Source organism: Flavobacterium sp. C3NV, from assembly GCF_046825355.2.
In the GTDB taxonomy this organism is placed as follows: Bacteria; Bacteroidota; Bacteroidia; order Flavobacteriales; family Flavobacteriaceae; genus Flavobacterium.
Genome location: NZ_JBKQBJ020000011.1, coordinates 108,455 through 135,438 on the forward strand (window position 1 = coordinate 108,455; position 26,984 = coordinate 135,438).

The 26,984-nt window shown below is 35.1% G+C and carries 19 protein-coding genes; 11 read left to right on the plus strand and 8 right to left on the minus strand.

Translation table 11 applies throughout. The features are described from left to right. Window positions 1-165 precede the first annotated feature (165 nt). A complete protein-coding gene (bglX, locus tag ACIDC4_RS16395) occupies window positions 166-2,457 on the plus strand; it encodes a beta-glucosidase BglX (RefSeq protein WP_412044076.1) in 2,292 nt (763 codons plus the stop codon). Between the two features lie 241 nt (window positions 2,458-2,698). Here the strand turns inward: bglX and ACIDC4_RS16400 are convergent, their stop codons facing one another. Next, window positions 2,699-3,034, minus strand: a complete 336-nt coding sequence (locus ACIDC4_RS16400) for a DUF5615 family PIN-like protein (RefSeq protein ID WP_412044075.1) — start codon at window positions 3,032-3,034, stop codon at window positions 2,699-2,701. Continuing rightward, complete coding sequence (locus ACIDC4_RS16405) at window positions 3,034-3,264, minus strand: DUF433 domain-containing protein (RefSeq protein WP_412044074.1); 231 nt, start codon at window positions 3,262-3,264, stop codon at window positions 3,034-3,036. Before ACIDC4_RS16405 ends, ACIDC4_RS16400 begins: the two co-directional genes overlap by 1 nt. A 114-nt stretch (window positions 3,265-3,378) precedes the next feature. Here ACIDC4_RS16405 and ACIDC4_RS16410 point away from each other — a divergent pair, with 114 nt between their 5' ends. After that, a complete protein-coding gene (locus tag ACIDC4_RS16410) occupies window positions 3,379-4,335 on the plus strand; it encodes an aldo/keto reductase (RefSeq protein ID WP_412044073.1) in 957 nt (318 codons plus the stop codon). A 77-nt stretch (window positions 4,336-4,412) separates the two neighbouring features. On the opposite strand, the gene ACIDC4_RS16415 is transcribed toward ACIDC4_RS16410, so the two are convergent. The 6 genes from ACIDC4_RS16415 to ACIDC4_RS16440 form a co-directional block, all read right to left on the minus strand. Beyond that, entirely contained in the window at window positions 4,413-5,696 is a 1,284-nt protein-coding gene (locus tag ACIDC4_RS16415) for a glycoside hydrolase 5 family protein (protein ID WP_412044072.1), read from the minus strand. Window positions 5,697-5,920: 224 nt separating this feature from the next. Beyond that, a complete protein-coding gene (locus ACIDC4_RS16420; protein ID WP_412044071.1) occupies window positions 5,921-7,156 on the minus strand; it encodes a glycoside hydrolase family 26 protein in 1,236 nt (411 codons plus the stop codon). A 305-nt stretch (window positions 7,157-7,461) separates the two neighbouring features. Next, window positions 7,462-8,649: an AGE family epimerase/isomerase gene (locus ACIDC4_RS16425; protein WP_412044070.1), complete on the minus strand. Its 1,188-nt coding sequence runs from the start codon at window positions 8,647-8,649 to the stop codon at window positions 7,462-7,464. A 5-nt stretch (window positions 8,650-8,654) separates the two neighbouring features. After that, entirely contained in the window at window positions 8,655-9,845 is a 1,191-nt protein-coding gene (locus ACIDC4_RS16430) for a glycoside hydrolase family 130 protein (RefSeq protein WP_412044069.1), read from the minus strand. 27 nt (window positions 9,846-9,872) lie between these two features. Beyond that, window positions 9,873-11,264 (minus strand): MFS transporter, encoded by a 1,392-nt coding sequence (locus tag ACIDC4_RS16435; protein ID WP_230040660.1) that lies wholly within the window; start codon window positions 11,262-11,264, stop codon window positions 9,873-9,875. Window positions 11,265-11,476: 212 nt separating this feature from the next. After that, the gene (locus ACIDC4_RS16440; protein ID WP_412044068.1) at window positions 11,477-12,607 is read right to left on the minus strand and encodes a glycoside hydrolase family 26 protein; all 1,131 of its coding nucleotides are present in this window, start codon (window positions 12,605-12,607) and stop codon (window positions 11,477-11,479) included. 305 nt (window positions 12,608-12,912) lie between these two features. Between ACIDC4_RS16440 and ACIDC4_RS16445 the strand changes: the two genes are divergently transcribed. From ACIDC4_RS16445 to ACIDC4_RS16485, 9 genes are all read left to right on the plus strand, one after another. Beyond that, complete coding sequence (locus ACIDC4_RS16445; RefSeq protein ID WP_412044067.1) at window positions 12,913-13,791, plus strand: AraC family transcriptional regulator; 879 nt, start codon at window positions 12,913-12,915, stop codon at window positions 13,789-13,791. Between the two features lie 312 nt (window positions 13,792-14,103). Continuing rightward, window positions 14,104-17,271 carry a SusC/RagA family TonB-linked outer membrane protein gene (locus ACIDC4_RS16450; RefSeq protein ID WP_412044066.1) on the plus strand — a complete coding sequence of 1,056 codons (3,168 nt, stop codon included), beginning with the start codon at window positions 14,104-14,106 and terminating at the stop codon, window positions 17,269-17,271. Window positions 17,272-17,282: 11 nt separating this feature from the next. After that, complete coding sequence (locus ACIDC4_RS16455) at window positions 17,283-18,845, plus strand: RagB/SusD family nutrient uptake outer membrane protein (protein ID WP_412044065.1); 1,563 nt, start codon at window positions 17,283-17,285, stop codon at window positions 18,843-18,845. Window positions 18,846-18,865: 20 nt separating this feature from the next. Then, window positions 18,866-19,930 (plus strand): IPT/TIG domain-containing protein, encoded by a 1,065-nt coding sequence (locus tag ACIDC4_RS16460; RefSeq protein ID WP_412044064.1) that lies wholly within the window; start codon window positions 18,866-18,868, stop codon window positions 19,928-19,930. Window positions 19,931-20,015: 85 nt separating this feature from the next. Further along, the gene (locus tag ACIDC4_RS16465) at window positions 20,016-21,269 is read left to right on the plus strand and encodes a fasciclin domain-containing protein (protein ID WP_412044063.1); all 1,254 of its coding nucleotides are present in this window, start codon (window positions 20,016-20,018) and stop codon (window positions 21,267-21,269) included. A gap of 211 nt (window positions 21,270-21,480) precedes the next feature. Then, complete coding sequence (locus ACIDC4_RS16470; RefSeq protein ID WP_412044062.1) at window positions 21,481-22,443, plus strand: T9SS type A sorting domain-containing protein; 963 nt, start codon at window positions 21,481-21,483, stop codon at window positions 22,441-22,443. A 137-nt stretch (window positions 22,444-22,580) separates the two neighbouring features. Next, on the plus strand, window positions 22,581-23,816 hold the full coding sequence (locus tag ACIDC4_RS16475) for a glycoside hydrolase family 27 protein (RefSeq protein ID WP_412044061.1): 1,236 nt from the start codon (window positions 22,581-22,583) through the stop codon (window positions 23,814-23,816). 10 nt (window positions 23,817-23,826) lie between these two features. After that, window positions 23,827-24,789, plus strand: a complete 963-nt coding sequence (locus ACIDC4_RS16480) for a glycoside hydrolase family 5 protein (protein WP_412044060.1) — start codon at window positions 23,827-23,829, stop codon at window positions 24,787-24,789. 706 nt (window positions 24,790-25,495) lie between these two features. Then, window positions 25,496-26,590 carry an outer membrane beta-barrel protein gene (locus tag ACIDC4_RS16485; protein WP_230040643.1) on the plus strand — a complete coding sequence of 365 codons (1,095 nt, stop codon included), beginning with the start codon at window positions 25,496-25,498 and terminating at the stop codon, window positions 26,588-26,590. Window positions 26,591-26,984 lie beyond the last annotated feature (394 nt).

Genomic DNA, 26,984 nt, shown 5'->3' on the forward strand with positions numbered 1-26,984 from the left:
CTAGTGACTCGACAAAGATTGGCGAATTTCTGTGCGGAGTTTCTTGTGTGATCCTTCGTGCCTCAGGATGACAAGATTGCGTTGAACTCGCCGCGGCGAACACACCCAAATCAATAAACTTAGCATCTTAGTAACTTAGAACCTTAGCACCTTTAAAAAACCACTATGAAAAATAAAATAATAACTATCGGGGTTTTTGCCCTGTTTACTGTTGGAAATATGAATGCACAGAAAAAACCATATCTGGATAAAAATAAAACGATTGAACAACGAATTGATCTGCTTTTGCCTTTGATGACTCTGGAGGAAAAAGTGGGGCAAATGAACCAATATAACGGATTTTGGGATGTAACGGGACCGGCGCCAAAAGGCGGAACTGCGGAACTGAAATACGAACATTTGCGAAAAGGATGGGTAGGATCAATGTTAACCGTTCGCGGTGTAAAAGAAGTTAAAGCCGTACAGAAAATTGCGTTAGAAGAAACCCGCTTGGGAATCCCGTTGATTATAGGTTTTGATGTAATTCACGGTTATAAAACGTTAAGTCCGATTCCGTTGGCAGAAGCTGCGAGTTGGGATTTGGAAGCGATTAAGAAATCGGCGGCGATTGCGGCTGATGAAGCTTCTGCATCTGGAATTAACTGGACTTTTGGACCAAATGTAGACGTTGCAAATGATGCACGTTGGGGACGTGTGATGGAAGGCGCGGGCGAAGATCCTTATTTGGGAAGTAAAATTGCCATTGCGAGAGTTCATGGTTTTCAGGGAGAAAGTATTGCCGATCTGGCTAAAGTAAATACGATTGCAGCTTGCGCCAAACACTTTGCAGCATATGGTTATGTAGAGGCTGGTTTGGAATATAATATCGTTGACATTAGTAATTCTAAATTATACAATTCAGTTTTGCCGCCTTTTGAAGCGACGGTTCAGGCAGGAGTTCGTACGTTTATGAATTCGTTTAATACTTTGAATGGCGTTCCGGCAACTGGAAATGTTTTTTTACAAAGAGATATCCTAAAAGGAAAATGGAAGTTTGATGGTTTTGTGATTTCGGATTACGCTTCGATTCGCGAAATGATTGCGCACGGATATGCCAAAGACGAAGCCGATGCAACAGCAAAAGCGGTAATTGCAGGTTCAGACATGGATATGGAATCGTATTTGTATGTAGCGAAATTGGTTGCACTTGTAAAAGAAGGAAAAGTAAAAGAAGCCTTGGTTGATGATGCCGTTCGCAGAATCCTTCGTGTGAAACTTGAATTGGGTTTATTTGATGATCCGTACAAATATTGTGATGAAAAGCGCGAAAAAGCGGTTGTTGGCAGTAAAGCCAATAATGACGGCGTTCTGGATATGGCGAAGAAGTCGATTGTGTTGCTTAAGAACAATAAGAATTTACTTCCGCTAAAAAAATCAGGGCAAAAAATCGCTTTGATTGGCGCTTTGGCAAACGACAAAAATAGTCCGCTTGGAAGCTGGAGAATTGCGGCTGATGATAATACTGCCGTTTCGGTTCTTGAAGGAATGCAGCAATACAAAGACAATCAATTGACTTTTGAAAAAGGAGTTGATTTGTTGTCACAAAAAGCTACTTTCTTGACAGAAACAGTTTTCAACACAACAGATAAAAGCGGATTTGAAGCAGCGAAAACAGCCGCGAAAAATGCTGATGTTGTCGTAATGGTTTTAGGCGAATACGGTTTCCAGAGCGGCGAGGGCAGAAGCAGAACCGACTTGAATTTACCGGGACTGCAACAGGAATTGTTAGAAGAAATTTACCAAGTAAATCCTAATATAGTGTTGGTTTTAAATAACGGACGCCCGTTGAGTATTCCGTGGGCTGCAGAGAATGTCCCTGCAATTGTAGAAGCCTGGCAATTAGGAACGCAAACCGGAAATGCCGTAGCGCAGGTTTTATACGGTGATTATAATCCAAGCGGAAAGTTACCAATGTCTTTCCCAAGAAATGTAGGTCAGGTTCCTATTTATTACAACAAATACAGCACAGGAAGACCAATTGACAGCGATAAAAATGTGTTTTGGTCGCATTATATGGATGTAGAGAAAACGCCTCAATTTCCGTTTGGTTTTGGTTTGAGTTATACAACTTTCGATTATAAAAATCTGAAAATAAATAAATCTGCTTTCTCAAAAGGCGAAAATGTTCAGGTTAGTGTTGAGGTTACCAACTCCGGAAATTATGACGGAAAAGAAGTAGTGCAATTGTATATTCATGATGAATTTGCAAGCATTGTTCGCCCAATAAAAGAATTGAAAGGTTTTGAATTGGTGAATTTGAAAAAGGGAGAAACTAAAACCGTAACTTTTACTTTAACGGAGAAAGAACTTGGTTTTTATGATAATGAAGGGAATTATTTAGTTGAGCCGGGAACTTTTAAAATCATGGTTGGAGGAAGTTCTGATAAAGGATTGGAGAGTGGCTTTGAATTGAAGTAGCTAAGAAATAATCTCGCAAAGGCGCGAAGGCGCAAAGTTTTATTTTTAAGATTAGAATGAATAGCGTCCAGCTTTAGCTGGATGGAGATAGGAACACAATTGAAAAGGGCTTTACCAAACCAATAAAGTTTGGCTAAAGCCCTTTCTATTCAAATATTTATCTCCCAAGCTGAAGCTGGGGCCTATGCAAAAAAACTTTGCATCTCTGTGTCTTTCCTAGATTATAAAAAAAAAAGCTTTATTAATAAATTTCTAAAATCATTAATTCTTCATTTGAAATAAATGATTCAATAGTTTCTTTTTTTGAAATGAGAATTTCAGAAATTTGCTTTGTACTTTTATTGAAAGTTTTTAAAACTATTACTTTTGGAGGTACTCCTTTTAAAAGCAATAACTTTTCAAAATCATCATCATGAGTAAGTATGGTGAAATTATTTTGTTTTGCAAACTGCCAAATTTCAATGTCTTTCGCTGGTTGATTTACAGGAATATTATTTGCATGTAAACAATTTGAAAAATCATTCTCAATAAGTTTTATAATTCTCCATGAAATATTGGCATCCAAAAGTAATTTCATTATGCTGCAATTATTTTTGTAATATTCTCTCTATTAGCAGCAAAAGCCAAAGCAGCCAGGATATCTTCTTTCTTTAATTCAGGAAAATCTTCAATAATTTCTTCAGAGGACATTCCTGTAGATAACCATGAAAGAATATCTGATACACAAATCCTGGTTCCTGCTATGATAGGTTTCCCAAATCTGATATCTGGATTTATCGAAATTAAATTTTGCCAGTTATTTTCCATAATTTTATTATTTAAACAAATTTACAAAATTAAAGACAAATTAGATTTTTAATTATTGAAGTTAGTTTTCTACCTTTAAAACCTATTAAAACACCAACCAATTAATCTAAAATAATGAAATATAACAGATGCGGAAAAAGCGGGTTATTACTACCTGAAATTTCTTTAGGATTATGGCACAACTTTGGGTCAGTAGATAATTTTGAAAATGCAGAAAGTATTGCTGTAGAAGCTTTTGATAAAGGAATCACCCACTTTGATTTGGCTAATAATTACGGACCGGTACCGGGTTCTGCCGAAACTAATTTTGGTAAAATCCTTTGGCATAATTTTCAGGGAAATTTGCGCGATGAAATCATCATTTCGACAAAAGCAGGTTATACCATGTGGGACGGACCTTATGGCGATTGGGGTTCGCGTAAATATTTATTATCAAGCTTAGACCAAAGTCTGAAAAGAATGAAAGTTGATTATGTCGATATTTTTTATTCGCATCGTCCTGATCCCGAAACTCCAATTGAAGAAACAATGCAGGCTTTGGATTACGCTGTAAGAAGCGGAAAAGCCTTGTATGTTGGAATCAGTAATTATTCAGCAGAACAAACTCGTGTTGCGGTTGATGTTTTAAAACAATTAGGAACGCCATGTTTGATCCATCAGGCAAAATATTCGATGTTAGAGCGTTGGGTAGAAAATGGTTTACTCGATGTTCTGGAAGAAAAAGGAGTGGGTTGTATTGCGTTCTCGCCTTTGGCACAAGGACTTCTAACAGATAAATACTTAAACGGAATTCCAGAAAATTCCAGAGCACATAATCCAAACGGACATTTGAAAGAAAATGAGGTTACAACAGAAAGAATTCAGAAATTAGTACAACTGAATGAAATCGCTCAAAACCGTAACCAATCTTTGGCTCAAATGGCATTGGCATGGTTACAAAAAGACAAACGAATTACATCGGTTTTAATTGGCGCTAGTTCTGTTAGACAATTAAATAATAACATTGATTGTTTGCAAAGTCTTGAATTTACGCAGGATGAATTGAATGCCATCGAGAACATACTATCTTAATTTTTGCTGTACATATTTAAACCCGACAGGTTTTAAAAACCTGTCGGGTTTGAAATACATAGATATATTGTTTTAAATTATTTCAATTGTAAATTATATTTCTTTACAATATCCAAAGTCGATTTATCCGTAGAAAAAACAGAATTTAATCCTTGTGGTTCCTGAGGAGGATCTGTAGTTAAAGGGTCTCCCGGATTCCATTTTCCGTCTTGGGTAACAGGTTTTCCTTCGCCGCCAAATCCCCAAAAATTCGCTGCCTGTAACGGACCGTTATTTTTGACACTTTCGGCAACTCTGCCAAAAATATAATTGTAAAAAACATCTCTGTTTACTGTAGATGTCGTTGCCAGTAAACTTTCGTTTTCCCTTCCCAAACCAAATTCTTCAATAATAATGGGGCGTTTTAGATTGTTTGCCACCTTAATATGCTCATCAATATATTTTCCTGCATTCTCAAGTGTTATTGGTATTGTTTTTTCGGCATCATCCGCCTTAAACCAATTCCAGTTTTTGGGCCAGATGTGCATCGTCAAATAATCAATATTCGGATTTTGATGTGTTCTTTCAAAAATTTCCATGCTGTCGTTGGAGCTATTTTTTCCTTCAGAACCCGTCGAAACCAAGTGATTTTTGTCTAAACTATCAATCAAATTCACAATAGTATTCAGCCAGGATGTAAATTTCGCTTCATTTTCTACCGTAAAAAGTCTTGGTTCATTCCCCACTTGCCAGGACATAATCGTGTTGTCTTCGGTATATTTCTTTTTAGAGTATTTGTTGGTTCTTCCAATAATAAATTTCACATGATTTTCTAAAGCTTTCATACAAGGCTCACAACTGTAAAATTGTTGGGTATATGCCATAAACTGCGGCCATGTATTTGGGGCAATATTCGGAACCGGAATCGCGCCTTTACCATTCCATTCTAAATATTGCGACATTCCGCCCGACCATTCCCAGTTGTTGGTCAGGTATAAAACCGCATACATTTTGCGTTTACTCATTTCGCTGATCAAAAAATCCAATCCGTCAAGCAAATCATCATCGTATTTTCCCTGTTCATATTGCAACGCCGGACGAACTGTAAAATCATATTTTCCGCCATCAGCGCCAACTAGAATTCTCAGATTATCGATTCCGTTTTTTTGCATCAAATCCAGTTCGCGAAGCAATCTTTTTCGGTCGCCTACTTTTTTCGAAGCCAGTAAACTTCCGTACCAATAATTCGTACCAATATAAGCGTACGGTTTATCGCCTTTATAAAATTGCGTTCCCTTGACCGTAATTCTTTCCTGCGCCTGACACGCCATAGTAGAGAACATCAAAGCTAATCCGAGGGTTTTTAGAAATTTATTTTTCATTATTTATTTTTTAAAAGTTAATCGCTGCTATTCTGAGCGAAGTCGAAGAATTAGGAGCTATTTCCTGCTATCCGTTTCAATCTTTATTTTTTTAAAGAAAAAAAATAAAGGATTTCCACTTCTATCAGGGCTAGGGCTTTAGGTTTTTATTAGTCATTGTGGTAATAAAGAAACTGCGTAAACCCGTTTAAACCTGTTCAAATCCGTGGCCCAAACCACAATCTTTACTTCGGCAATTCATACATCTTCGGCAAAGAATTCAGCAATGCCGATTTTGGCTTTACAGCAAAATTCTTAAAATCCGCCGCATTCGAAACAGTTCCATTTGGCACAAAATAAGCATCTTTGTTGTTGTTCCAAAGCATGACGTAACTAACCTCAATGTTATTTGATGTCAATGCGTTGTACAAGTAAGTCGAAAACCAATCTGTTACTGGCGCCTTTGTACTTGTAACCTGATAGCCTGTTTCTGTTAATGCTGCAATTTTTACTTTGGCTTTAGCCAAATCAGCAATTATTTTTAGTTTAGAATTGGCTTTGTTCGCACCAGATTGCCCTTGATTATCAAAATCACCATAATTATCCATTCCTAAAATATCTACATATTTATCACCGGGATATCTACTTAAATAATTGCTTTCTGTAGTATACGAGTTGTCAGGCGAAAAAGCATAAAGAACATTATGAACGCCTTTGGTATTTTTTAGATAATCAACTGTAAACTGATAAGCTGTTTTGTATTCTTGGGCAGTGGCAAAATTAGCGCCCCACCAAAACCAGCTTCCGTCGAATTCATGAAAAGGTCTGAAGATTATCGGAATCAATTCACCATTCGAACCTTTTAAATTCAAAAGAACGATGGCAATTTTGTCTAATTTTTTCTTGTACCATTCGTGATGGGTTCCACCAGGCAAAATGCTTTTAAAAGCCGTTGCTTTTTGATCAGCCGTCATATCGGCTGTATAAAAAGAATCCTCTTTACTAGGCTCTCTCAAATGCCAGCAAAAGGTATTGATTATTCCTTTCGCGTAAGCGGCTTTTGTCGCGTTTACAAGTTTTTCTTCTTGTTGATAAAACCAGTTATCCGCCTGATTGTTATTGTTCTTGTCGGTAATAAACATAAAATCAGAACCTAAAATCGCAGGATCGAAACCTGTGTTTTTTTTAATATCAGAGTCACCACCATTGTCCTGATAAAAACTATTAAAAGCGTCTTGCTGACCAATGGCAACTTTAGTTTTGGCCAATTTTTTTAAGTTATAAAATAAAGCTACAGTTTCTTTGGTAGCATTTGCATCAACCATAAAGGTTGTTACGTTTTGCGTCGTCAACAGATCGCTTGGGTTTAAAACCGGCGGTTCGATGATAATCTCAGGATCTGATTCGTCGTTTGAAGAACAACTTGCCAGAGTCAAAATCGACAGACTTAAAAATGCTATTTTAAGGAAATTGATTTTCATTTTTTGTGGTTTAATTTGGTTAGTTAGCCTTTATGTAATTAATTTAAGTTGATAGTTAATAAGTGTAGTCCCTACGGGACAATGTAATTAAGTTAAGATTTTTTCTCATTTTATGTCATTTCGACGAAGGAGAAATCTTCGCAAGTAACTCCGCAACTAGAGTCCAATCTTTGACGAGCTTCTCGCGAAGATTTCTCCTTCGTCGAAATGACAAACAGAACGTTTGAGCATTACATCGTGAGAGATTTGTCCGTTATTTAACTTTTTGTCACAACTAATTTATTTGTTAAACAACCACTTAAATTTTATAAAATTCGGTTAATCAGCTCTAAACAAGCCCGACTATTATGATACGGGCATTTCCAGAAACCGGCTTTGTCTTTTTCGATCAAAGAATAGTCGCGATTAATTCCCCAAAACCATTCTCCGTTTTCGTTGTCTAAAATGTGTTTTTTTATAAACTTCCAGTTTTTATAAACGATGTCTAAATACGTTTCATCACCGGTTAATTGGTAAGCGTTATAGAAACCAATTAAAGCTTCGGCCTGAACCCACCAATGTTTTTCGGCTACTAATTCGTTATTTTCGGGATCAAATTCATACAATAAACCGCCATCCGAATCAAGGCCTTCTTTGGTAACTTCTGCCATCTGAATGGCGTATTTTTTATAATTGGCGATTAGATTTTCATCTTCAGAAATTTCGGCACATTGCAATAAAAGCCAAGCCGCTTCGATATCATGACCGTATGAAATTACGTCTGGCTTTTCGATCCAGTTTTCATCAAAAAATAATCGTAAATGACCTGTTTGGATATTGATGAAATGTTTCTCGATTGTTTCTAATAATTCAATAATATCACTTTGCAGTTTTTTATCTTTCCAGACTTTAAACAAATTTGCATAAGCTTCAACAATATGCAAATGCGTGTTCATGGTTTTTTTTTCGTTGGCATCTTTATCGCTCAAACGCAAATCTTCGATAGGTTGCCAATCTCTTGTAAAAGCTTCCAGATAACCTTTATTTACAGGATCGTAACTGTATTTCTGAATCTTTAAATATAAATTGATGGCTATTTCTAAAGCTTTATCTTCTTTAGAAATAGCATAATATTCAGATAATCCATAAATCGCAAAAGCTAAAGCATAAATCTGGTTTTTGGTATCTTTTGGAGTTGCATCAGCATTAATACTCCAAAATAAACCTCCAAATTCGGGATCATAAAAAGAATCCGAAAGAAACTCAAAAGCACGTTTGGCCATTTTTTTATGACTTTCGTTTTGGGTTGCTTTATAACCTGCTGAGAAACTCCATAAAATTCTCGCATTTAAAACAGAACCTTTTTCAGTATTGGCAATAATGTGATCGTTGTAATCAATCTGGCCAATAAAACCTCCATTTTCGTTGTCTAAAGTATGTTTCGACCAATATTTTAAAATCGAATCAAGTTCAGCTGATAATTCCGTTTTAAGTTGCTTTAGTTGTACTGACACGCTAATTAAATTGTATTGTTTTTTTCGATTTGACTGATGATGGTTTTCACAGAACCTGCAGAAATAAAAGTATCTGCGGGCGCGTTCGTAACATAATCAACCAGTTTTTCTACTGATGAAACGGCAACATGCATTCTCGTGTCTGATGATGCGTAATACACATAAACGGTTCCGTCATTATCTTCGATCCATCCGTTTGAAAATAAAACATTCGATACATCGCCAACTCTTTCGATTCCTTCAGGCCCCATAAAATGTCCTGCGGGAACGTGCGTTACTTTGCTAATATCATGTAAATCGGTCATGAACATATAAAGTGTATAACGCAATCCAGCTGCGGTGTTACGAACTCCATGAGCCAAATGCAACCAGCCTTTTTCGGTTTTGATAGGAGCGGGGCCAAGACCATTTTTTAATTCATAAATCGTATGATATTGTTTTCCAAAGATGATTTTCTCCTCTTTTACAACTGGGTTTGTCATATCATCAACGTAGCCTAAACCAATTCCGCCACCGGCTCCAACATCGATAAAGCCATCTTGCGGACGTGTGTATAAAGCGTATTTTCCGTTTACGAATTCCGGATGCAAAACTACATTACGCTGTTGTCCTGTATTCGAAATTAAATCTGGCAGCCTTTCCCAGTTTACCAAATCTTTCGTGCGGACGATTCCTGCATTGGCTACAGCCGAACTGGTATCACCTTTTGGTGCTTTTGGATCTTTTCTTTCGGTACAAAAAATACCATAAACCCAACCGTCTTCATGATGAATCAAACGCATATCATAGACATTCGTATCCGGTTCTTCGGTTTGCGGAATCACGCATGGTTTCTCCCAAAACTTAAAATTATCCACTCCGTTTGGGCTTTCCGCTATAGCGAAAAAAGATTTTCTGTCGATTCCTTCTACACGAACGGCAAGCAAATATTTTCCGTTCCATTTCATGGCGCCTGCATTAAAAGCGGCATTCATTCCTATGCGTTCCTGTAAAAACGGATTGGTTTTTTCGTTAAGGTCAAAACGCCAGTTCAATGGTACGTGGGCTGCTGTAACAACCGGGTTTTTGTAGCGTTCGTATATACCGTTTCCGGCATGATCCTGAGGAGCATTTTTTTGCTCGATCAGTATTTTATGTTCTTTTTCTAATGCTACTTTTCTATCCTGAAATGTAGTTGAAGTGGCTATTGCTGTCATATAAATAGATTTCTGTATCTGTATTTTTTAATTGCTTTGGTCTCGTTTTTCGTTTAAATCTTGTTCGATTACCTGAAGTTTTTCTTCGGATAATGGATAGAATGCTATAAAAGCAACTGATATTAGGGCTGCTATGGCAGGAAGTATGCTTAACATTAACTGAATTCCGTTTTGAGCTGTGGCGGTTTGTTCTACATTGGCCTGAAAGCCATAATAACCCAAAAGCCATCCGGCTCCGGCTCCGCCAATAGTCCATCCAAATTTTTGTGACATTGAGGATGCTGAGAAAACCAATCCTGTGGCACGGCGGCCTTGTTTCCATTCAGAATAATCGGCGCTATCTGCATACATGGACCAGATTAGCGGAAAAATACAACCGGCACAAATACTAATTAAAACCTGAAAACTCATGATTAAGAATATTTCTTCTTTCCCGAATAAATAGAAAATCAAACTCAAAATTGCAGCTAATGCCATGGCACCAAAAAAGGTTTTCTTTTTACCAATTTTATTAGCAATTGGCGTAGCGATAATTACCCCGATAATGTTGGCTGCTTGTCCTAAAACCAAATAGATTGAAGTTGGCGTCATGTGAAAATCGGTTCCGAAAAGTGAGAAGTCAAAATTCACGCTGCTGCTGACATAATATTTAAAATAGTAAACGGCAGCTCCGTCACGAATCGAGTTGAAAACCAATGCGCCAATTCCGGCTCCGAGTAAAATCCACCACGGTTTATTTTTTAATAAATCTTTTAAATCTTCCTTTAAATTGTTTTCTTCGTCCGAAATGGGTTTTACTCTTTCTTTGGTGAATAAAAAACAAGCCCAGAAAAAAGCAGTTGTTATTACTCCAAAAACAGCAATTGTGGTAAGCCACCCTGATTTAGAGTTTAGGCTTCCGCCGAAATAATTTACTAAAGGTTCAATAAGCCAAAGTGCCAAAAGACTTCCTCCAAAGGCAAAAACCATTCTGTAAGACGATAATGTATTTCTTTCTTTTCGGTCAGATGACATTACGCCCAAAAGTGATGCATATGGCACATTGATTAAGGAATAAATCATCATCATGGCCGAATAAGTGACATAGGCATAGATTATTTTTCCTTTTTCGTCAAAATCTGGTGTGTAAAAAGTCAATACGCCAATTACGGCAAACGGCACCGCTACCCATAACAGGTAAGGTCTGAATTTTCCCCATTTGCTTTTTGTCCGGTCGGCTATGATTCCCACGATTGGGTCAAAACAAGAATCCCAGATTCTGGTAATCAAAAACATGGTTCCTACAACGGCAGGCGCCAGTCCGAAAACATCGGTGTAGAAAAAGAGAAGATACATACTGAAGATTTTCCAGAACATGGATGATGCTGCATCTCCAAGACCGTATCCTATTTTTTCTTTTAAACTAATTTTGTCGTGCATCAGGCTTTTTTTAATGGTTGTAATTTAGATTTGGTTAGTTATTTTAATGTTTCTATCCGTTGATTTTTTTGACGCGGATAAAACGGATTCACTTCGTAAAAATGCGGATAAAAACAGAATTTATTTTGAAAGCCATATCTTAAAATCTATGTTTCTATGTGTTGAATTTTTTGCACGCAGATCACGCAGATCACGCAGATTTAAGCAGATTTTTAATTTTTTTTAATGTCTTTTTCGAATAGGGTTTTGTCGAGATTATAAAAATCAACAAAATCCTTTGCGCTTATTTGTCCTGTATATGGCGCGTAATAATGCATTTTTTGTTCTTTTTCCTGCCAGCCGTGGTTTCTCCATAATAAAACATAAGAAATTTTATAATCACCAATAGCTTGAGATAAAGTTCCTGTCCACCATTTTGGGTCTGGAATTGCTTCGTAACCAGCTTCTGCAATGGCAATTAATTTGTGTTTTTCAATGCCAATTTCGTTGATGATTTTTAACTGATTCTGAACTTCTGTAATGAATTTTTCACCTTGTTTGTCGTCGTTATTTTGATAAGAATCGAAACTTATAATGTCAGCATAATTATCACCGGGATAGTTTGCCAGAAAATCTTCTTTCGAACTAAAATTGCTTGTGTTGTAAATATAAATTAAATTGTGAACTCCCTTTTTTTGAAGATAATCAAAAGTAAATTTCCATACCGATTTGAATTCTTCAGGCGTACCATTTCCTTTTCCCCACCAAAACCAGCCTCCGGTAAGTTCATGATAAGGTCTGAAAAGCACCGGAATGTTTTTTCCTTTTTTATCTTTTAAGGATAATAGATAATTGGCTGCTTTATCTAGCCAAACGGTAAATTTTTGATGGTTTTCACCGCTGGGTAAAACTGTTTTTAATGAATTTGGTGTGTTATCCCAGGCACTTTTTCCGGTTGCCGGATTGTCAAAATGCCAGCTTATAGTGGTGATTCCGCCTCTTTCGTGGCTTTCTTCTATAAATTGTTTCATTTTTGTAAATGGAATTCCGTCTATATTATCAGGACTGTCTTTTTCAAGACCCGCAAGATCCCATCCATAAACGGCAGGATAATCGCCTACGACATCTTTTATATCGCTTCGACCGTTTTCGTATTTCCAGTTTACACCATAAGCAAGATCATCCTGATGACCAAACATGTATCCTTTCTGAGTTAATTGATTGAGCTTTTTATATAAAGAAACGGTTTCTGGTGTAGCTTTTTTATCTGAAAGTGACAAATTAGTATTACTTATAAATTGTTGCGACGAACAGGAAGTGCCTATGAATATTACTGCTATTACTATTATTATGTTGTTTTTCATTAGAAATATGGTTGTTTATCAGTGATATAAGTGTAAAAGTAATAATTCAAAAACAGCTTATAAAACCTTCATTTTTTAAATCTTTAAATCGTTATTGTTTTTAGACTAGAATTATCAAAACTATAAAAACTTATTACATTAAAAATGATTAATGTTTATTATCAATGTTGTTTTTGTAAAAATGATAATTCTATTTTTCAAAGATAATGGGATGTTTATCGTGTAATTAATATTATTTTATCAATTATATATCATATTATTGCAAATAAAAAATACAATATCACTTCTTAAAATAGTTCTTAAAGATGAGCAGCACTAAAAATTTTTATAGAGAAATCGCTCCGCTTTCGGCTGGAGATAGTTTTTTAGTTTTCGACAGAGTAAAAGATAGTTTTGATTTTCCGGTACATTATCATCCGGAATTTGAGATCAATTTTATTTTAAATGGCAAAGGAGTCAAGCGAGTCGTGGGAGATAATATTGAAGAAATAGATAATGTCGAGTTGGTTTTGATTGGTCCAAATTTATATCACGGTTGGGAATTAAATAAATGTACGAGCAAAAAAATTCACGAAATTACGATTCAGTTTCATAACGATCTTTTTCATGAATCTTTATTGTCAAGACGTATTATGAATCCTATTCGGGATATGTTTAACAGATCGATTCACGGTATTTTATTTTCGAAAAAAGTAGCCGAAGAATTGACTCCAAGACTGGTAAAGCTTTCTAAATTAGATGGTATGGACTATTTTTTAGAAATTACTTCTTTATTATATGATTTGGCAAATTCCAGGAATCAACGTTTGCTGTCGACTTATACAGTAGATTATGACACGTTTGATGATTATGATAAAATGAAGCTGGTTTACGAATATGTGCAGAAACATTTTGCAGAAAAAATAACTTTAGAGGATGTTGCCAGTGTTGCGAGTATGTCGATTATTTCTTTTAACCGATTTATTAAAAAACGTACCGGAAAAACTTTTGTAAATTATATCAATGATATCCGAATTGGATATGCGGCACGCTGGCTGGTAGAAAAAGATATGAGCGTTTCTGAGGTTGCCTTTAAATCCGGTTTTAATAACATTGCCAATTTCAATCGTAGTTTTAAGGCTATTAAAAATTGTACACCCAGCCAATATAGAGAAGATTTTTCTGGATTAAAACGTATTTTGTAGTGATACTTTTTTTGCACAAACAAATATTATTTTTAACGAAATCGTTTGCTTTTAAGCGAATTCATTAATTTTTATTTATAAGATCAAGTAATTTAGCAGGGTTGATTTGCGAATAATGTAATTTTTTATACTTTTTATTTTCATATGTGTTTTTTTAAAACGTTATAGTAAAAATATTATCATCAAATGATATAATACTATCGATTTAATGTTTACTTGTGTTATAGATTTGTTAAATAATTTAAGAAATAAATACAACCCTTTTTTTATGACTTGAATTAAGAACAAATTTAAACTAACCAAACATTTATTATGAAAAAACTAATGACTAACTTCATTCATTGGAGCGCTAACCACAGAGTAGTTCCTTTGATTTTATTTTTGTTGCTGACCAGTAATTGTATTACAGCTCAGGTTAAGGTAACAGGAGTAGTATCTGATGAAAAAGGACTTTCGATACCAGGCGCAAATGTCATGGTAACAGGAACTAAGAAATCAGTTTCAACAGATTTTGACGGAAACTATTCTATTGATGCGCCAGCGAACGCTAGTATTTCAGTTTCGTTTATTGGATATGTTACTCAAACCATTAATGTAAAAAACGGAGGCAAAATAAACGTAGTTTTAAAGCTTAGTGCCGAGGATTTACGTGAAGTGCTTGTAAACGTTGGGTATCGTAACCAGAAAAGAAAAGATGTTACAGGTGCAATTTCATCAGTAACAGCAAAGGATTTTAAGGATTCTCAACAAGTAACAGTAGAGCAATTACTTCAGGGTAGAGCTGCCGGGGTTGTTGTAACGAATAATTCAGGAAAACCGGGAGGAAGTATTTCTGTAAAGATTCGTGGTAGTGCATCGTTAGGTGGTAGTAATGAACCGTTATATATTGTTGATGGTATTCCTATTTCAGGAGATGCTACAAATCAGGCTACTGGAGGAACAATTGTTAGTGGTTATATTGGTACAAATACAGGAAGTGTAACCAATAGCCCGTTAGCATTTTTAAACCCGAATGATATTGAGACTATGGACATTCTTAAAGATGCTGCTTCTGCTGCGGTTTATGGTTCAAGAGCGTCGAATGGTGTTGTAATTATTACTACTAAAAAAGGTAAAAAAGGAACTGGAAAAATAACATATGATACTGCTTTTTCTACACAAAATGTTACAAGACTACTTAAAACAATGGATCTTAGTCAGTATGCTACACAACAAAATGCATTGGCTCAATATTACGGTGTAGCGCCAAGAGATGAGTTTGCAGTGCCTTCGGTTTTAGGGAAAGGTACAAACTGGCAGGACGAGATATACAGAACAGCTTTGATGACAAGTCACCAACTGTCTTTTTCAGGAGCAAAAGATAATATGAGTTATTATGTTTCCGGAGGATATTTGAATCAGGACGGAGTTGTTATTGGATCTGATTTTAAAAGATATACTTTCAAAACTAATCTTGAGGCTAAAGTGAAAGACTGGCTGACAATGGGTATCACTATTAATACAGGAATCACAAACCAAAATATTACTATTGAAGGTTATAGCGATGGTATTATTGGTACAACAATATTATCAACTCCGGATGTAGCGGTTAAAAATTTAGACGGAACTTATGCCGGACCGCCTAAAGATGGTACACAAGGCGCATGGATTAATCCTGTTGCCAGTACTTTGATGAATACAAATTATCTGGTACAAAAGAATTTTCAGGGAAATTTTTATGCTACTGTAAAATTAGCAAAAGGATTAGATTATCGTTTTGAATTTGGAGGTTCGACCAACATTCAGAATTTCGAAGGATTTCAGCCTACATATGCCTGGGGTGCTGCTGTAAATAAAGTAAACCAGCTTCAGGAAAGATCGAATACCTGGTATGGACTGAATCTTAAAAATATGCTTACCTATAATATTTCTTTAGGAAAACATAACTTTAATGTTATGGCGCTTCAGGAGGCAAATGATTCTCATTGGTTTGGAGGAAGTCAGTCTGTAAGTGGTTTATTGAGTAATGATGTTCATTCTATAAATCTGGGAGATCAAAAAACATTAGTAGCCAGCGAATATAAAGGAGCTAATGCTTTGTACTCTTTCTTAGGGTCTTTGAACTACAATTTTGATAATAAATACTTTTTGCAGGCTACAGTAAGAGCTGACGGAAGTTCGAATTTTGCCGAAGATAAAAGATGGGGTTACTTTCCGTCGATTTCAGGTTCATGGAAGCTTTCGAATGAAAAATTCATGGAAGGTACAAAGGAGTATATCGACAATATTAAATTTAGAATTGGATATGGTGAAACAGGAAACCAAAATATTGGTGGCGGATTGTACGCTTCTAATATCCAAACTATAAAATCGGCTTTGGGGAATTTCTTTACTGCGGGTAATATTGCCAATCCGGATTTAACGTGGCAAAAAGCAGAAGACAGCAACTTAGGTCTTGACTTTAGTTTGTTTAAATCGAAATTATTTGCCACTATTGATGTCTACAGAAAACAATCTTCAGGATTTTTATTTGTATTGCCTTTACCAAGTTACGTGACAGGTTTAGAGCAATATCAAGGTGGTTTGGCAGCGCCAACAGTAAACTTAGGAAGTATGAGAAATCAGGGTATTGAGGCAACGCTGAAATATTCGAACAGTTTTTCTAAAAACTTTTCATGGGATGCTACTCTTATGTTCTCTAAAAACAATAACAAATTGTTGAGCTTAGTGGATAATTTTGATTTAATCAAAGATGTTCAGGTAAACGGATATACGACTAAAACAGTAACGAAAAGTGAAGTGGGTCAGCCAATAGGTCAGTTTTACGGATACCAAACGGTAGGAATCATTAGAACAAACGAACAATTAGCAAATGCGCCAATTCCTTATACAGGAAACAAAGCAGTAAAAAGTGTTCTGGGAGATGTAGAATATGTAGATCAAAATAAAGACGGATTGATTGATGAAAAGGATTTAACGTATATAGGGAATCCACAGGCTGACTTTATTTATAGTTTCAACAATCAATTTAGATACAAAAATCTTGATCTTTCTGTTTTCCTAACAGGATCTCAGGGGAATAAAGTGATGAACCTAACCAGAAGGGCTGCAACAAAAAATCAGCGTTTATACGAAAATCAATTAGCAGAAGCGGCAGATTTCTGGACGCCGGATAATCCTAATGCGAAATATCCTAGACCTGACGGCGGAGACGGACATCCAAATATTGCTATTTCTGACCGATATGTAGAAGATGGTTCTTATTTGAAAATTTCGCAGTTAACCTTTGGATATAGTTTGCCATCAGATGTGATTTCTAAAACTAAATTAAGCAAATTAAGATTTTATGCAAGTGTTCAAAATCTTTACACTTTCACAAAATACACAGGTTATGATCCGGAAATTGGAGACTACAACCAAAATGCTTTATTGAGCGGAATTGATTCGGGACGTTACCCTACGAACCGCACAATTACTTTTGGGATGAATGTTGAATTTTAATAAAAACTATTATGAAAATATATAAAATAAATTTTAAAAGCTTAGCAGTTTTTGTTTTACTGGCTTTATCTGCTTCGTGTAGTGATGATTACTTAGATCGACCTACTCAGGATGGTTATGTTAGTGATAACTTTTATACTTCGGATGAGCAGGTGCAGCGCACTACTTACGGAATGTACGGAAGAATGTGGGCGCCGTTTTACACTAAATGTTTTTACGCGCTTTCGGAATTGTCATCAGGAAATTGCTGGTCGAATGTTGACGGAAATGAAGTAATTCAGTTTAAACTAACTTCAGATAGTTTCATCTTATCAGATCCGTGGAGATCTTGTTTTAGTATTATCGCGCAATCAAATGATTTGATTAATAATTTAGATAAAAATGCAAAAGAAGGTGTAAGTCCGGCTGTAATTAAAAATACAATTGCCGAAGCTCATTTTTTCAGAGCAGTTTCTTATTTCTATTTAGTTCGTTTGTTTGGTCCGGTACCTATTATCGAAGATAATTTAGCACTTGCTAAAAACCCAATGGTGAATACAAATAGAATTGAAGATGTTTATAAATTCATCGAAAATGATTTAAAATATGCTGCGGCAAATCTTAAATCAAAAGTGAGATTAAGAGGAGGAAGTACAGAGAATGTTTTTGTTTCTCAAGGAACTGCAGAGTCATTTTTGGCTAAAGTATATCTTTATGAAAGAGATTATCCAAACGCAAAATTAATGGCGGAGAAAGTAATTAATTCAGGAGAATTTGGACTTTTACCTAATTACGCCGATTTGTTTTTGACGAGTAAAAACAATAACGAAGAGTCTATTTATTCCTGGCAATGGTCTGGAGCTGTAAACGAATATCAGGCAGGAAATTTTTCGAATGTGCAATATGGTTTAGATATTTTAAATGACAGAGTATCTTATGGAGCTGTATATATTCCTAGTAATGATATTCAGGAAGCTTTTGAAGTGGGAGATGTAAGAAGAAAAGAATCTTATATGATCTACGGAGATACTTATCCGGCACTAAAAGGAGATGATGTAGTAGGGTTTACTTTAGATAAAACAAAATATCCAAATGTTTTAGATGCAACAGGGGCAGCAGTAAAAAAATATGTTGTAGGTCAGGAAACAGGCGAAACTGGTCCGGCAGATAATTGGGGTGCGATGAGCAACTGTAATTATATCATGCGTTATGCTGATCTTTTATTAATTCATGCCGAAGCAATTTTGGCAGGAGCGAACGAAACCAGTGATCCTGCGGCTAAAGCCTCTTTTAATAAAATCAGAAAAAGAGCGGGATTAGGTGAATTAGGCGTTAATGTACCATTAACCAAAAAAGCGTTGTTTCAAGAGCGTAGAGTAGAGTTTGCTTTTGAGGGAGAATTCTGGTATGATTTAGGAAGATTACCAAGAGCTGAGGCTATTGATATTATTTCGAAACAAGACAGAGGTTCTGATTATGAAGGAGTAAAACACTATACGCCTGTAGAAACTGATTTTATTTTTCCTAAACCAGCGAACGATGTTAGGAAGAATCCAAAATTAAAAGAAGCTCCGGTTCCTTACGTTTTTAAATAAACCTTAAAGAAAAAACAATCATGAAAAATATAAAAAAAATAATGGCATTGAAGTTTTATTTACTGGCTTCAATTTCAATTTTCTTACTTAATTCTTGTTCTAATGACGACGGAGGTTCTTCGGGTACATTAGCCATAACGGGAATTAGCAAATCGGTTATAGATGATCCCTTGATAGAAGGCGACAGGCAGGTCGATGTGCCAACAGATGTTATCAATGCGGGTAATACTTATATTATTAGAGGTTCTGGTTTTTCGACTTTAAAAACAATTTCTTTTAATGGTTTAGAAACTATATTCAATCCAACCCTGGTTACTGATAATGTGATTGTGGTAACTGTCGATTCAGATACTCCTTATTATAACGAAATGGATGAGATGAAATTGGTTACTAATATCGGAACATTAGTTTATTCTGTAAAAGTAAGACCTCCTTTTCCTAGTATTACAGGATTTCCTATTAATCCTACTCCGGGAGACATAATCACGATTACAGGAGATTATTTTCTTCGTCCGGTTGTAAATTTTGGAACCACTAAAGTCGAGCCAATTACCTCTTCATTAACAGAACTTACAGTAAAAGTGCCAGACGATATTCAATACAAAAGTTTATCGATTACCAATGTATCAGGAACTACTGTTGCCGGACAATCTTTTGGAAGTGCAATTTATGATGATGCTTACACTTCGATTAGTGATGGTTACGCATTATGGGATGCAGCTAATCCTTATAATGATGCTTATACTAAAGATCCTAAACAAGGCACAAAATGTATTTCCTGGACAGCAAATCAATGGGGCGGATTAGAATTTAAAGTTTTAAGTTCTAAAGTTGATTTGTCTAGATATAAAGGTATCAGAGTAAGTCTTAAAGGGCAAAATGCAGGTAAAGTAGGTGTTTTCTTAAATGGTAGCGATGCGATTAAACCGTCATATGATTTTTCATCTGACTGGACTTATGTAGAAATTCCGTTCAGTGCTTTTAATAATCCTTCGGAGTTAAATAAAATTACTTTCCAGGAATTTGGAGGTAAAGTAGGAGGAAATACGATTTATATTGACGATTTAGGTCTGATATTAAAATAGTGAATAGACATTAAAAGAGTCATTCAAAATTATAAAATGATTCTTTTAATTCTTTTAGATGTAAAAATTACTAAAAAGAAAACTTATGAAAATATTATATAAATTAAAACAAATTGCATTAGGCGCACTTTTGCTTGCAATGGCTTCTTCCTGCGATGATACGATTGAAGATGTTGGAGGCGCTCAGCAAAATTATAACTCAGTTTATGGGATAATCGCAGCCAATACTAATTTAGCGACTTTTACCAAAGCTATAGATTTGGCAGGATTAAAATCTACTTTTGACAAACCCGACGATTTTACTTTTTTTATTCCTACAGATGCTGCTTTTGATGCTTATTTGGTAAAAAGCGGTTATGTAAATTCGCTTGGATATCCTGATATCACACTGGTTCCGGTAGATGTTTTAAGAGAGGTGGTTTTAAGTCATGTTGTAAAAGGAGTAAAAAAGAGAGTAGGCTATTTAGATGGTGTACAGGCTGATTATCTAACAACTGGTGAATTGTCTACAATGGCGAATGCAGAAGATGCAGATCTTTATTTGCTAAGTGTCAATGTTACAAATGGCGTTTTAAAAGTAAACGGATCTGATAAACCTGCTCCGGGAGTAGATTATTATGGTACAAATGGTTTTGTAAATGTTTTAGACAACGTGATATCTTTAGATCCTCCGGCTCCGGTAATTGAAGGCGTTTCTAATGCGTCTCCTTCTCCTGGAGAAGATATAATTGTTAAAGGTCTGAATTTTGTACAAGTTCAAAATGTTAAGTTTGACGGTAAAGTTGTTACGTTTAAAGTGTTGTCTAAAACAGAAATACAAGTAACAGTTCCGGCAGATTACGGATCGAATGCGATTGTAACGGTACAAACAGTTTACGGGACTTCAAATGTTGCTACGTTAGGTATTAAACATTTACTGTTTGGTGATGATTTTGATGGTTCGCCAACTCCTAGCTGGACTTGGAATTGGGGAGGAACAGAAGATTTTCAAAATACTGAAGTAGTAAGCAGAGGAACCAAATCAATTAAAAGAGAAAATAAAGATGCATGGAGTGGTCTTATGATTGGATATAATAGCTTAAAAGTTAGTGATTATCAATATTTGAAACTTTCGATTTATTCAACAGCTTCTACACGAATTTTATTCTCAATTGCGGGTCAGGAAGATGCGACAGGAATTGCTGTTGACATTAAAGCGGGACAATGGAATAATATATCAATACCATTTTCAAGTCTTCATACTGAATTACTAACCACTGGGGAGTTTAATTCTTTATTTATGAAAGAATATTCAGGACTTCCGGGAATTGTATATCTTGATGACATAGGTTTCTTATAAAAAGAAGGTTTTATTTTGAGTTTTGTTTAAAGTATTCCCTAATTCATTCAATTAGGGAATATTTTTTATATAAAAAAAAATAATTTATTTACTGATAATCAGTTTGTTATGTGATTGTTTAGTACTGCTATTTGAGAAAATAGTATCTTTTTTTATCTGTTTTTCTGGTTAAATTTATTTCATATTAACAAACCAAAAAAAAAAAGAATTTATGAAAAAAAATGACTTTCAATTATCAACCAAACTAAAACTTTGTTTATTAAGTTTTATTTTAATTTTAATGGGCTATCGGTCAAATGCTCAGGAAATTACAGGCTTAAATCCTTATTGTGTAGCCTCAAATCCTTCTTATTCAGTGGTGGCACCAAGCGTACCTTATGATGAGGTAGTGTGGTCTTGTACAGATCCACTGGTAACCTTTTCAGGAAATCCATCGCCTTTGACACTTTTTAAAGTTTTGTATAAATACCCGGGATTTATTGCCGGAGGAGAAATCCTTAAAGTAGAATTTAAAAGCGGAGGTACAGTTGTAGCAGTAAAACAAATGACATTCGTTGCGCCAGAAGTACCTGTACAGCCCAATTATCTTGTAACAAAAACAAATGATTATTGTACCAGTCAATATCATATTATAACATTAACCGTAACAACAGATCCAAATCCAAGCCCAAACACAAATTTTTCAATCGCACCAAGAGTACCGGATCCCAGTATTGTGGTAACACAAACCTCAAAAAATGTATTTGAATTAAAATTACCCTTAAACGGACAATCTTATTTTTTGTATGATGTTACAAGCACAACATCACTATCAGGATGTCAGTCAAATACTGTGTCGTCGACCACATATAGTAATTCAGTTTCGTTAAACTTAACAGGTTGTATAAATAACACGCCAAATCCGGGTCCAAATTATGAATTTACGGTATCGCCAAATCCGTATAGTGATGGATATATTACTATCGTAGCAACTGCAGTTTCATCGCAAGCTCCGGCAACTTGTAGAATTTATAATAGTTCAGGTGCTTTAAAACTTACATTTTCATTATTGGGTCCAAGTACCTATATTCCGCTCAGAACGGCTATAGGGCCATCTTTGACTGCAGGAATTTATATTGTTCAGGTAACGTATCCAAATGGAACGGTTAAAACTAAAAATTTAGTTGTGAATTAAAAAAAGTTGTTCTTAAAACAAAGAACTCCATTTCGAGCTAATCGATTTGGAGTTTTTTATATCGTTAATTATTAATGTATTAAATTAAAGCATTCTTCAATATTATAAAGAATAAAAAATATCAAAAATTAATTATAATGAAAAAATCAATAATAGTATTAGCCTTTTTAATCTGGTTCAATTTTAGCTTTAGCCAGGGAAATACACATACACAAACAGCAGGAAAATTCGAAGGTTTAGCCATGACACCTCTTATGGGTTGGAATTCCTGGAACACCTTTGGTACAAGTATCGACGAAAAATTAGTAAAAGAAACCGCAGATATAATGGTTTCGTCAGGAATGGCTGCCGCAGGATACAATTATATTGTGCTAGATGATGGCTGGATGACAAGAGAGCGTGATGCAAACGGAGATTTGGTTCCGGATCCAGTAAAGTTTCCAAACGGAATGAAAGCTGTGGTAGATTATGTGCATAGCAAAGGATTAAAATTTGGATTGTATAATTGTGCAGGAACACAAACCTGTGCAGGTTATCCGGGAACTCGTGGTTATGAATATCAGGATGCAAGATTTTATGCTAAACTAGAAATTGATTTTCTTAAATATGATTGGTGCAATACAAAAGGAATTACCGCTCCGGAAGCCTATACAACAATGAGTAATGCACTAAAAACTGCCGGAAGACCTATTGTTTTTAGTCTTTGCGAATGGGGAGATAACCAGCCGTGGGAATGGGGAAAACCAGTTGGGAACCTTTGGAGAATCTCGGGCGACATTTATCCTTGTTTCGATTGTGAATTCAAACATCCTGAGAATTGGTCATCCTGGGGATTTATGAAGATAGCCGAAATGAGAAAAGATATTCGTAAATATTCAGGTCCTGATCATTGGAATGATTTTGATATGATGGAAGTTGGAAACGAAATGAATGATACCGAAGATAAATCGCATTTCGCCATTTGGTGTATGCTTTCGTCTCCGCTTGTTGCCGGAAATGATTTCAGAAAAATGTCTAAAGAAACTCTGGCGATTTTAACCAATAAAGATCTGATCGCAATAAATCAGGACAAATTAGGAATTCAGGGTTTTAAATATTCAGCCGAAGACGGATTGGAAGTTTGGGTGAAACCTTTATCAGATGGAAATTGGGCAGTTACTTTTTTAAATAGAAGTGAAGTAAGTAAAAAGATTAATTTCGATTGGAAAAAGCACTTAATCAAAGATGCAGATTTTGGTTATGAAGCCGATTTTAGTAAAACAGTTTACAAACTGAAAGATCTTTGGAAAAATAAAGAAATAGGAAATACTAAGAAAAGTTTTGTTTCAGATCTGGCTTCTCATGATGTGATTACCTTAAAATTATCCCGTTAAATCTTTTATTATGAAGTTGAAGAATAAAATATTTCTTGTCCCTTTTATATTCGCTTTTGCATTTCTAAATGCCCAGGTTCAAACACATAAATATCTTAGTGTTTCGGGTACTCAATTAGTAGATAGTGATAATAAACCCATTGTTTTAAGAGGAATGAGTTTTGGTTGGCACAGTATGTGGCCAAGGTTTTATAATGAAAAGGCAGTACAATGGCTCAAAAAAGATTTTAACTGTAATGTTGTTCGTGCTGCTATGGGTGTTGAGCTTGGAGAATACTCCTATATGAAAGATCCGGAATTTTCGAAAGAAAAAATCGAAGCCGTTATAAAAGGAGCCATTAAATCTGATATCTATGTAATAGTAGATTGGCACAGTCATAATATTAATTTGAAAGAAGCCAAAGAATTTTTTGCAGAGATTTCGAAGAAATATTCTAAATATCCCAATATTATATATGAGATATTTAATGAGCCCGATCATGAAAGCTGGGCTGAGGTAAAGGCCTATTCTGAAGAAGTGATTAAAGTGATTAGAGAAAATGATCCTAAAAATATTATTTTGGTTGGTTCCCCACATTGGGATCAGGATGTAGATCTTGCCGCAGCCGATCCTATTTTGGGTTATAGTAATATAATGTATACAATGCATTTTTATGCTGCAACACATGGTAAGGAACTTAGAGATAAAACAGATGCAGCTATAAATAAAGGTTTACCCATTTTTGTATCAGAATCTGCCGGAATGGAAGCTACAGGCGATGGCCCGTTAGATCTAAAAGCCTGGCAGGAATATATCGATTGGATGGAAGCCAGAAAACTAAGCTGGATTACCTGGTCTGTTTCTGATAAAGATGAAACCTGTTCCATCTTGAAAAAATCAGCTAAATCTACTGGTAAATGGAAAATGGAAGACTTAAAAGAATCCGGAATTATCGCCCGTCAATATTTCAAAAAATATAATACTTGGGATTAGTGTGGATGCAAATGCCTGTTTATAAACAAACTTATTTATTTTTCCGTGATAAAAAATAGGTAAGCGACCAGGAAGAAATTCGTGGTATTAATTTTAATGGTAATTTATCGATATAAGGACGTACAATTGTGCGTCCTTTTTTTGTTCCTTTTTTTGGATCATTTGGTACTATTCCGGTCTATACATTTTGGTTTGCTATCTGTCAAAATGAGAGTTTTATCGTTGTGTTTTTGTAGGAATTTAGACTTTATAACTTGAACTGGATTATTTGTTATATAAATGCTTGTTTTGGCTTGTCTTTTATTTTTGTTTTTAATCATACCCCTATTTTTTTAGGGGGTGTTTTATTTTAATGTGTGTTTTTTGGTGGTTTTAGTCTTTTTTTTAATGTGTATTTTTTATTATGCGTGCGTTTTTGGTTAAAAACACGATAAAATTCGTTGTTGAATTTTCAAAAAATATTCTTTATAAATGTCAAATCACGATTATTGTTAATTTAATTTTTGTAATCCATAATTCTGCTATCAAAACATCAAAAAAATAGACTTCAGTTATTCTACTCATACAAAAGTTAATAAATTCGCTAATGAAAATGAAGATGTTTTAGAGGCAGAAAGGAGGTTTTAAAAAGGGACTTATAGTATTACAATACATATATAAAAGATTAACTAACCAGAATCAATTAATAACCAAAAACCAATTACACATGAAAAAAGTATTACACATTTTTGCCGCGATGTTAACGAGTTCTTTTGCTTTTGCTCAAGAAGATACTGAAACCACGACTTCGCCAGCAACAACTTGGGGAGGATCCGCAGATGCTTACTATAAATATGATTTTTCAAAACAAATGAACGGATTAACGAGCTTTACCAACTCTCAAGATTCATTCGAATTAGGAATGGCCTCTGTTCAGGCAGCGCACACATTTGGAAAAGCCTCTGTTTTTGTAGACTTAGGTTTCGGAAAAAGAGCAGGAGAATTTTCATATAATGAAACAACAGATAAAGATATTGATGCGAAATTTTTAATTAAACAATTGTTTTTCACTTATCAGATAACAGATGAATTTAAAGTAGTGGCAGGTAGTTTTGGTACACATATAGGATATGAGGTATTAGATGCGGTAGGAAATAAAAACTACAGCATGTCATATGCCTTTTCTTATGGGCCATTCTTTAATACTGGAGTAAAAGCACAGTATACATCAGGAAAATTTACTGCCATGGCAGGAATTACAAATCCTACTGATTTTAAATCAGCTATGGATGCCGGTTCAACTCAAAAAACATATATAGCGCAATTGGGTTATATAGGAGAAACAGGAAGTGCGTATTTGAACTTTACATCAGGAAGTACAAATCCTACTCCGGGAACTATAGTAATCCCATCTGATGAAAATAAAACACAAATCGATTTTGTGGCATCAAAAACAATAACTGATGCTTTTTCTTTAGGATTTAATGCAACGTACGCTAAAACTAAAAATGATTTCGACAGCGAGTTAGATGGTGATTGGTTTTCAGTAGTAGGATATGCTAACTATGCTTTCAAACCATCATTGAGCTTAGCTTACAGAATGGAATATTTTGATGCTAAAGATGCTGCAGCAAATGTTGGAACATTAATGGGATCTAGTGTTTTTGCAAATACAGTTTCTTTAAATTATAAAGTTGGAAAACTAACGATAATTCCTGAGTTAAGATACGATGCTGCTTCAGAAGATATCTTTTTAGATAAAGATGCTTTACCAACAGGAGGATCATTCTACGCACTAATTGCTACAACATACTCTTTCTAGAGATAAAGATTGATATTTTTTTTTTTTTTTTTGGAGCTGTCAAAACACACTAATGTTTTGGCAGCTTTTTTATTTGAAGTTTTTTTGTGATGACTAGAGTGATAGAGCAGAGAAATAGTAGTTCGTAAATTCTTTTTTCACGCAGATTTAAAAAGATTTGGGCAGATCTACGCAATACATTCATCGCTAGAGTTTGAAAATTAAATCCATTTTAATCTGCTTTGATCTTTTTAAATCTGCGTGAAACAAAATCATTTTATTTTTTTGTGCAGTCTCTGATGTTAAGTTTTTATTTCAAGTTGTGCGAAGAATTGATGTAATTGCTTCGCCTGTTCGCTGTCGCTCGGGTTGTGGCAAAAAGTATAGATAAAGAGAAGTATTAATCTTTCTATCC

Excerpts from the sequence above, each read along its gene's own strand:
- ACIDC4_RS16400 (WP_412044075.1), bottom strand. The coding sequence starts at position 3,034 with ATGAAATTACTTTTGGATGCCAATATTTCATGGAGAATTATAAAACTT.
- ACIDC4_RS16445 (WP_412044067.1), top strand. The coding sequence starts at position 12,913 with ATGAGCAGCACTAAAAATTTTTATAGAGAAATCGCTCCGCTTTCGGCT.
- ACIDC4_RS16465 (WP_412044063.1), top strand. The coding sequence starts at position 20,016 with ATGAAAATATTATATAAATTAAAACAAATTGCATTAGGCGCACTTTTG.
- ACIDC4_RS16405 (WP_412044074.1), bottom strand. The coding sequence starts at position 3,264 with ATGGAAAATAACTGGCAAAATTTAATTTCGATAAATCCAGATATCAGA.
- ACIDC4_RS16460 (WP_412044064.1), top strand. The coding sequence starts at position 18,866 with ATGAAAAATATAAAAAAAATAATGGCATTGAAGTTTTATTTACTGGCT.
- ACIDC4_RS16485 (WP_230040643.1), top strand. The coding sequence starts at position 25,496 with ATGAAAAAAGTATTACACATTTTTGCCGCGATGTTAACGAGTTCTTTT.
- ACIDC4_RS16475 (WP_412044061.1), top strand. The coding sequence starts at position 22,581 with ATGAAAAAATCAATAATAGTATTAGCCTTTTTAATCTGGTTCAATTTT.
- ACIDC4_RS16410 (WP_412044073.1), top strand. The coding sequence starts at position 3,379 with ATGAAATATAACAGATGCGGAAAAAGCGGGTTATTACTACCTGAAATT.
- ACIDC4_RS16435 (WP_230040660.1), bottom strand. The coding sequence starts at position 11,264 with ATGCACGACAAAATTAGTTTAAAAGAAAAAATAGGATACGGTCTTGGA.
- ACIDC4_RS16450 (WP_412044066.1), top strand. The coding sequence starts at position 14,104 with ATGAAAAAACTAATGACTAACTTCATTCATTGGAGCGCTAACCACAGA.
- ACIDC4_RS16415 (WP_412044072.1), bottom strand. The coding sequence starts at position 5,696 with ATGAAAAATAAATTTCTAAAAACCCTCGGATTAGCTTTGATGTTCTCT.
- bglX (WP_412044076.1), top strand. The coding sequence starts at position 166 with ATGAAAAATAAAATAATAACTATCGGGGTTTTTGCCCTGTTTACTGTT.
- ACIDC4_RS16470 (WP_412044062.1), top strand. The coding sequence starts at position 21,481 with ATGAAAAAAAATGACTTTCAATTATCAACCAAACTAAAACTTTGTTTA.
- ACIDC4_RS16480 (WP_412044060.1), top strand. The coding sequence starts at position 23,827 with ATGAAGTTGAAGAATAAAATATTTCTTGTCCCTTTTATATTCGCTTTT.
- ACIDC4_RS16440 (WP_412044068.1), bottom strand. The coding sequence starts at position 12,607 with ATGAAAAACAACATAATAATAGTAATAGCAGTAATATTCATAGGCACT.
- ACIDC4_RS16430 (WP_412044069.1), bottom strand. The coding sequence starts at position 9,845 with ATGACAGCAATAGCCACTTCAACTACATTTCAGGATAGAAAAGTAGCA.
- ACIDC4_RS16455 (WP_412044065.1), top strand. The coding sequence starts at position 17,283 with ATGAAAATATATAAAATAAATTTTAAAAGCTTAGCAGTTTTTGTTTTA.
- ACIDC4_RS16420 (WP_412044071.1), bottom strand. The coding sequence starts at position 7,156 with ATGAAAATCAATTTCCTTAAAATAGCATTTTTAAGTCTGTCGATTTTG.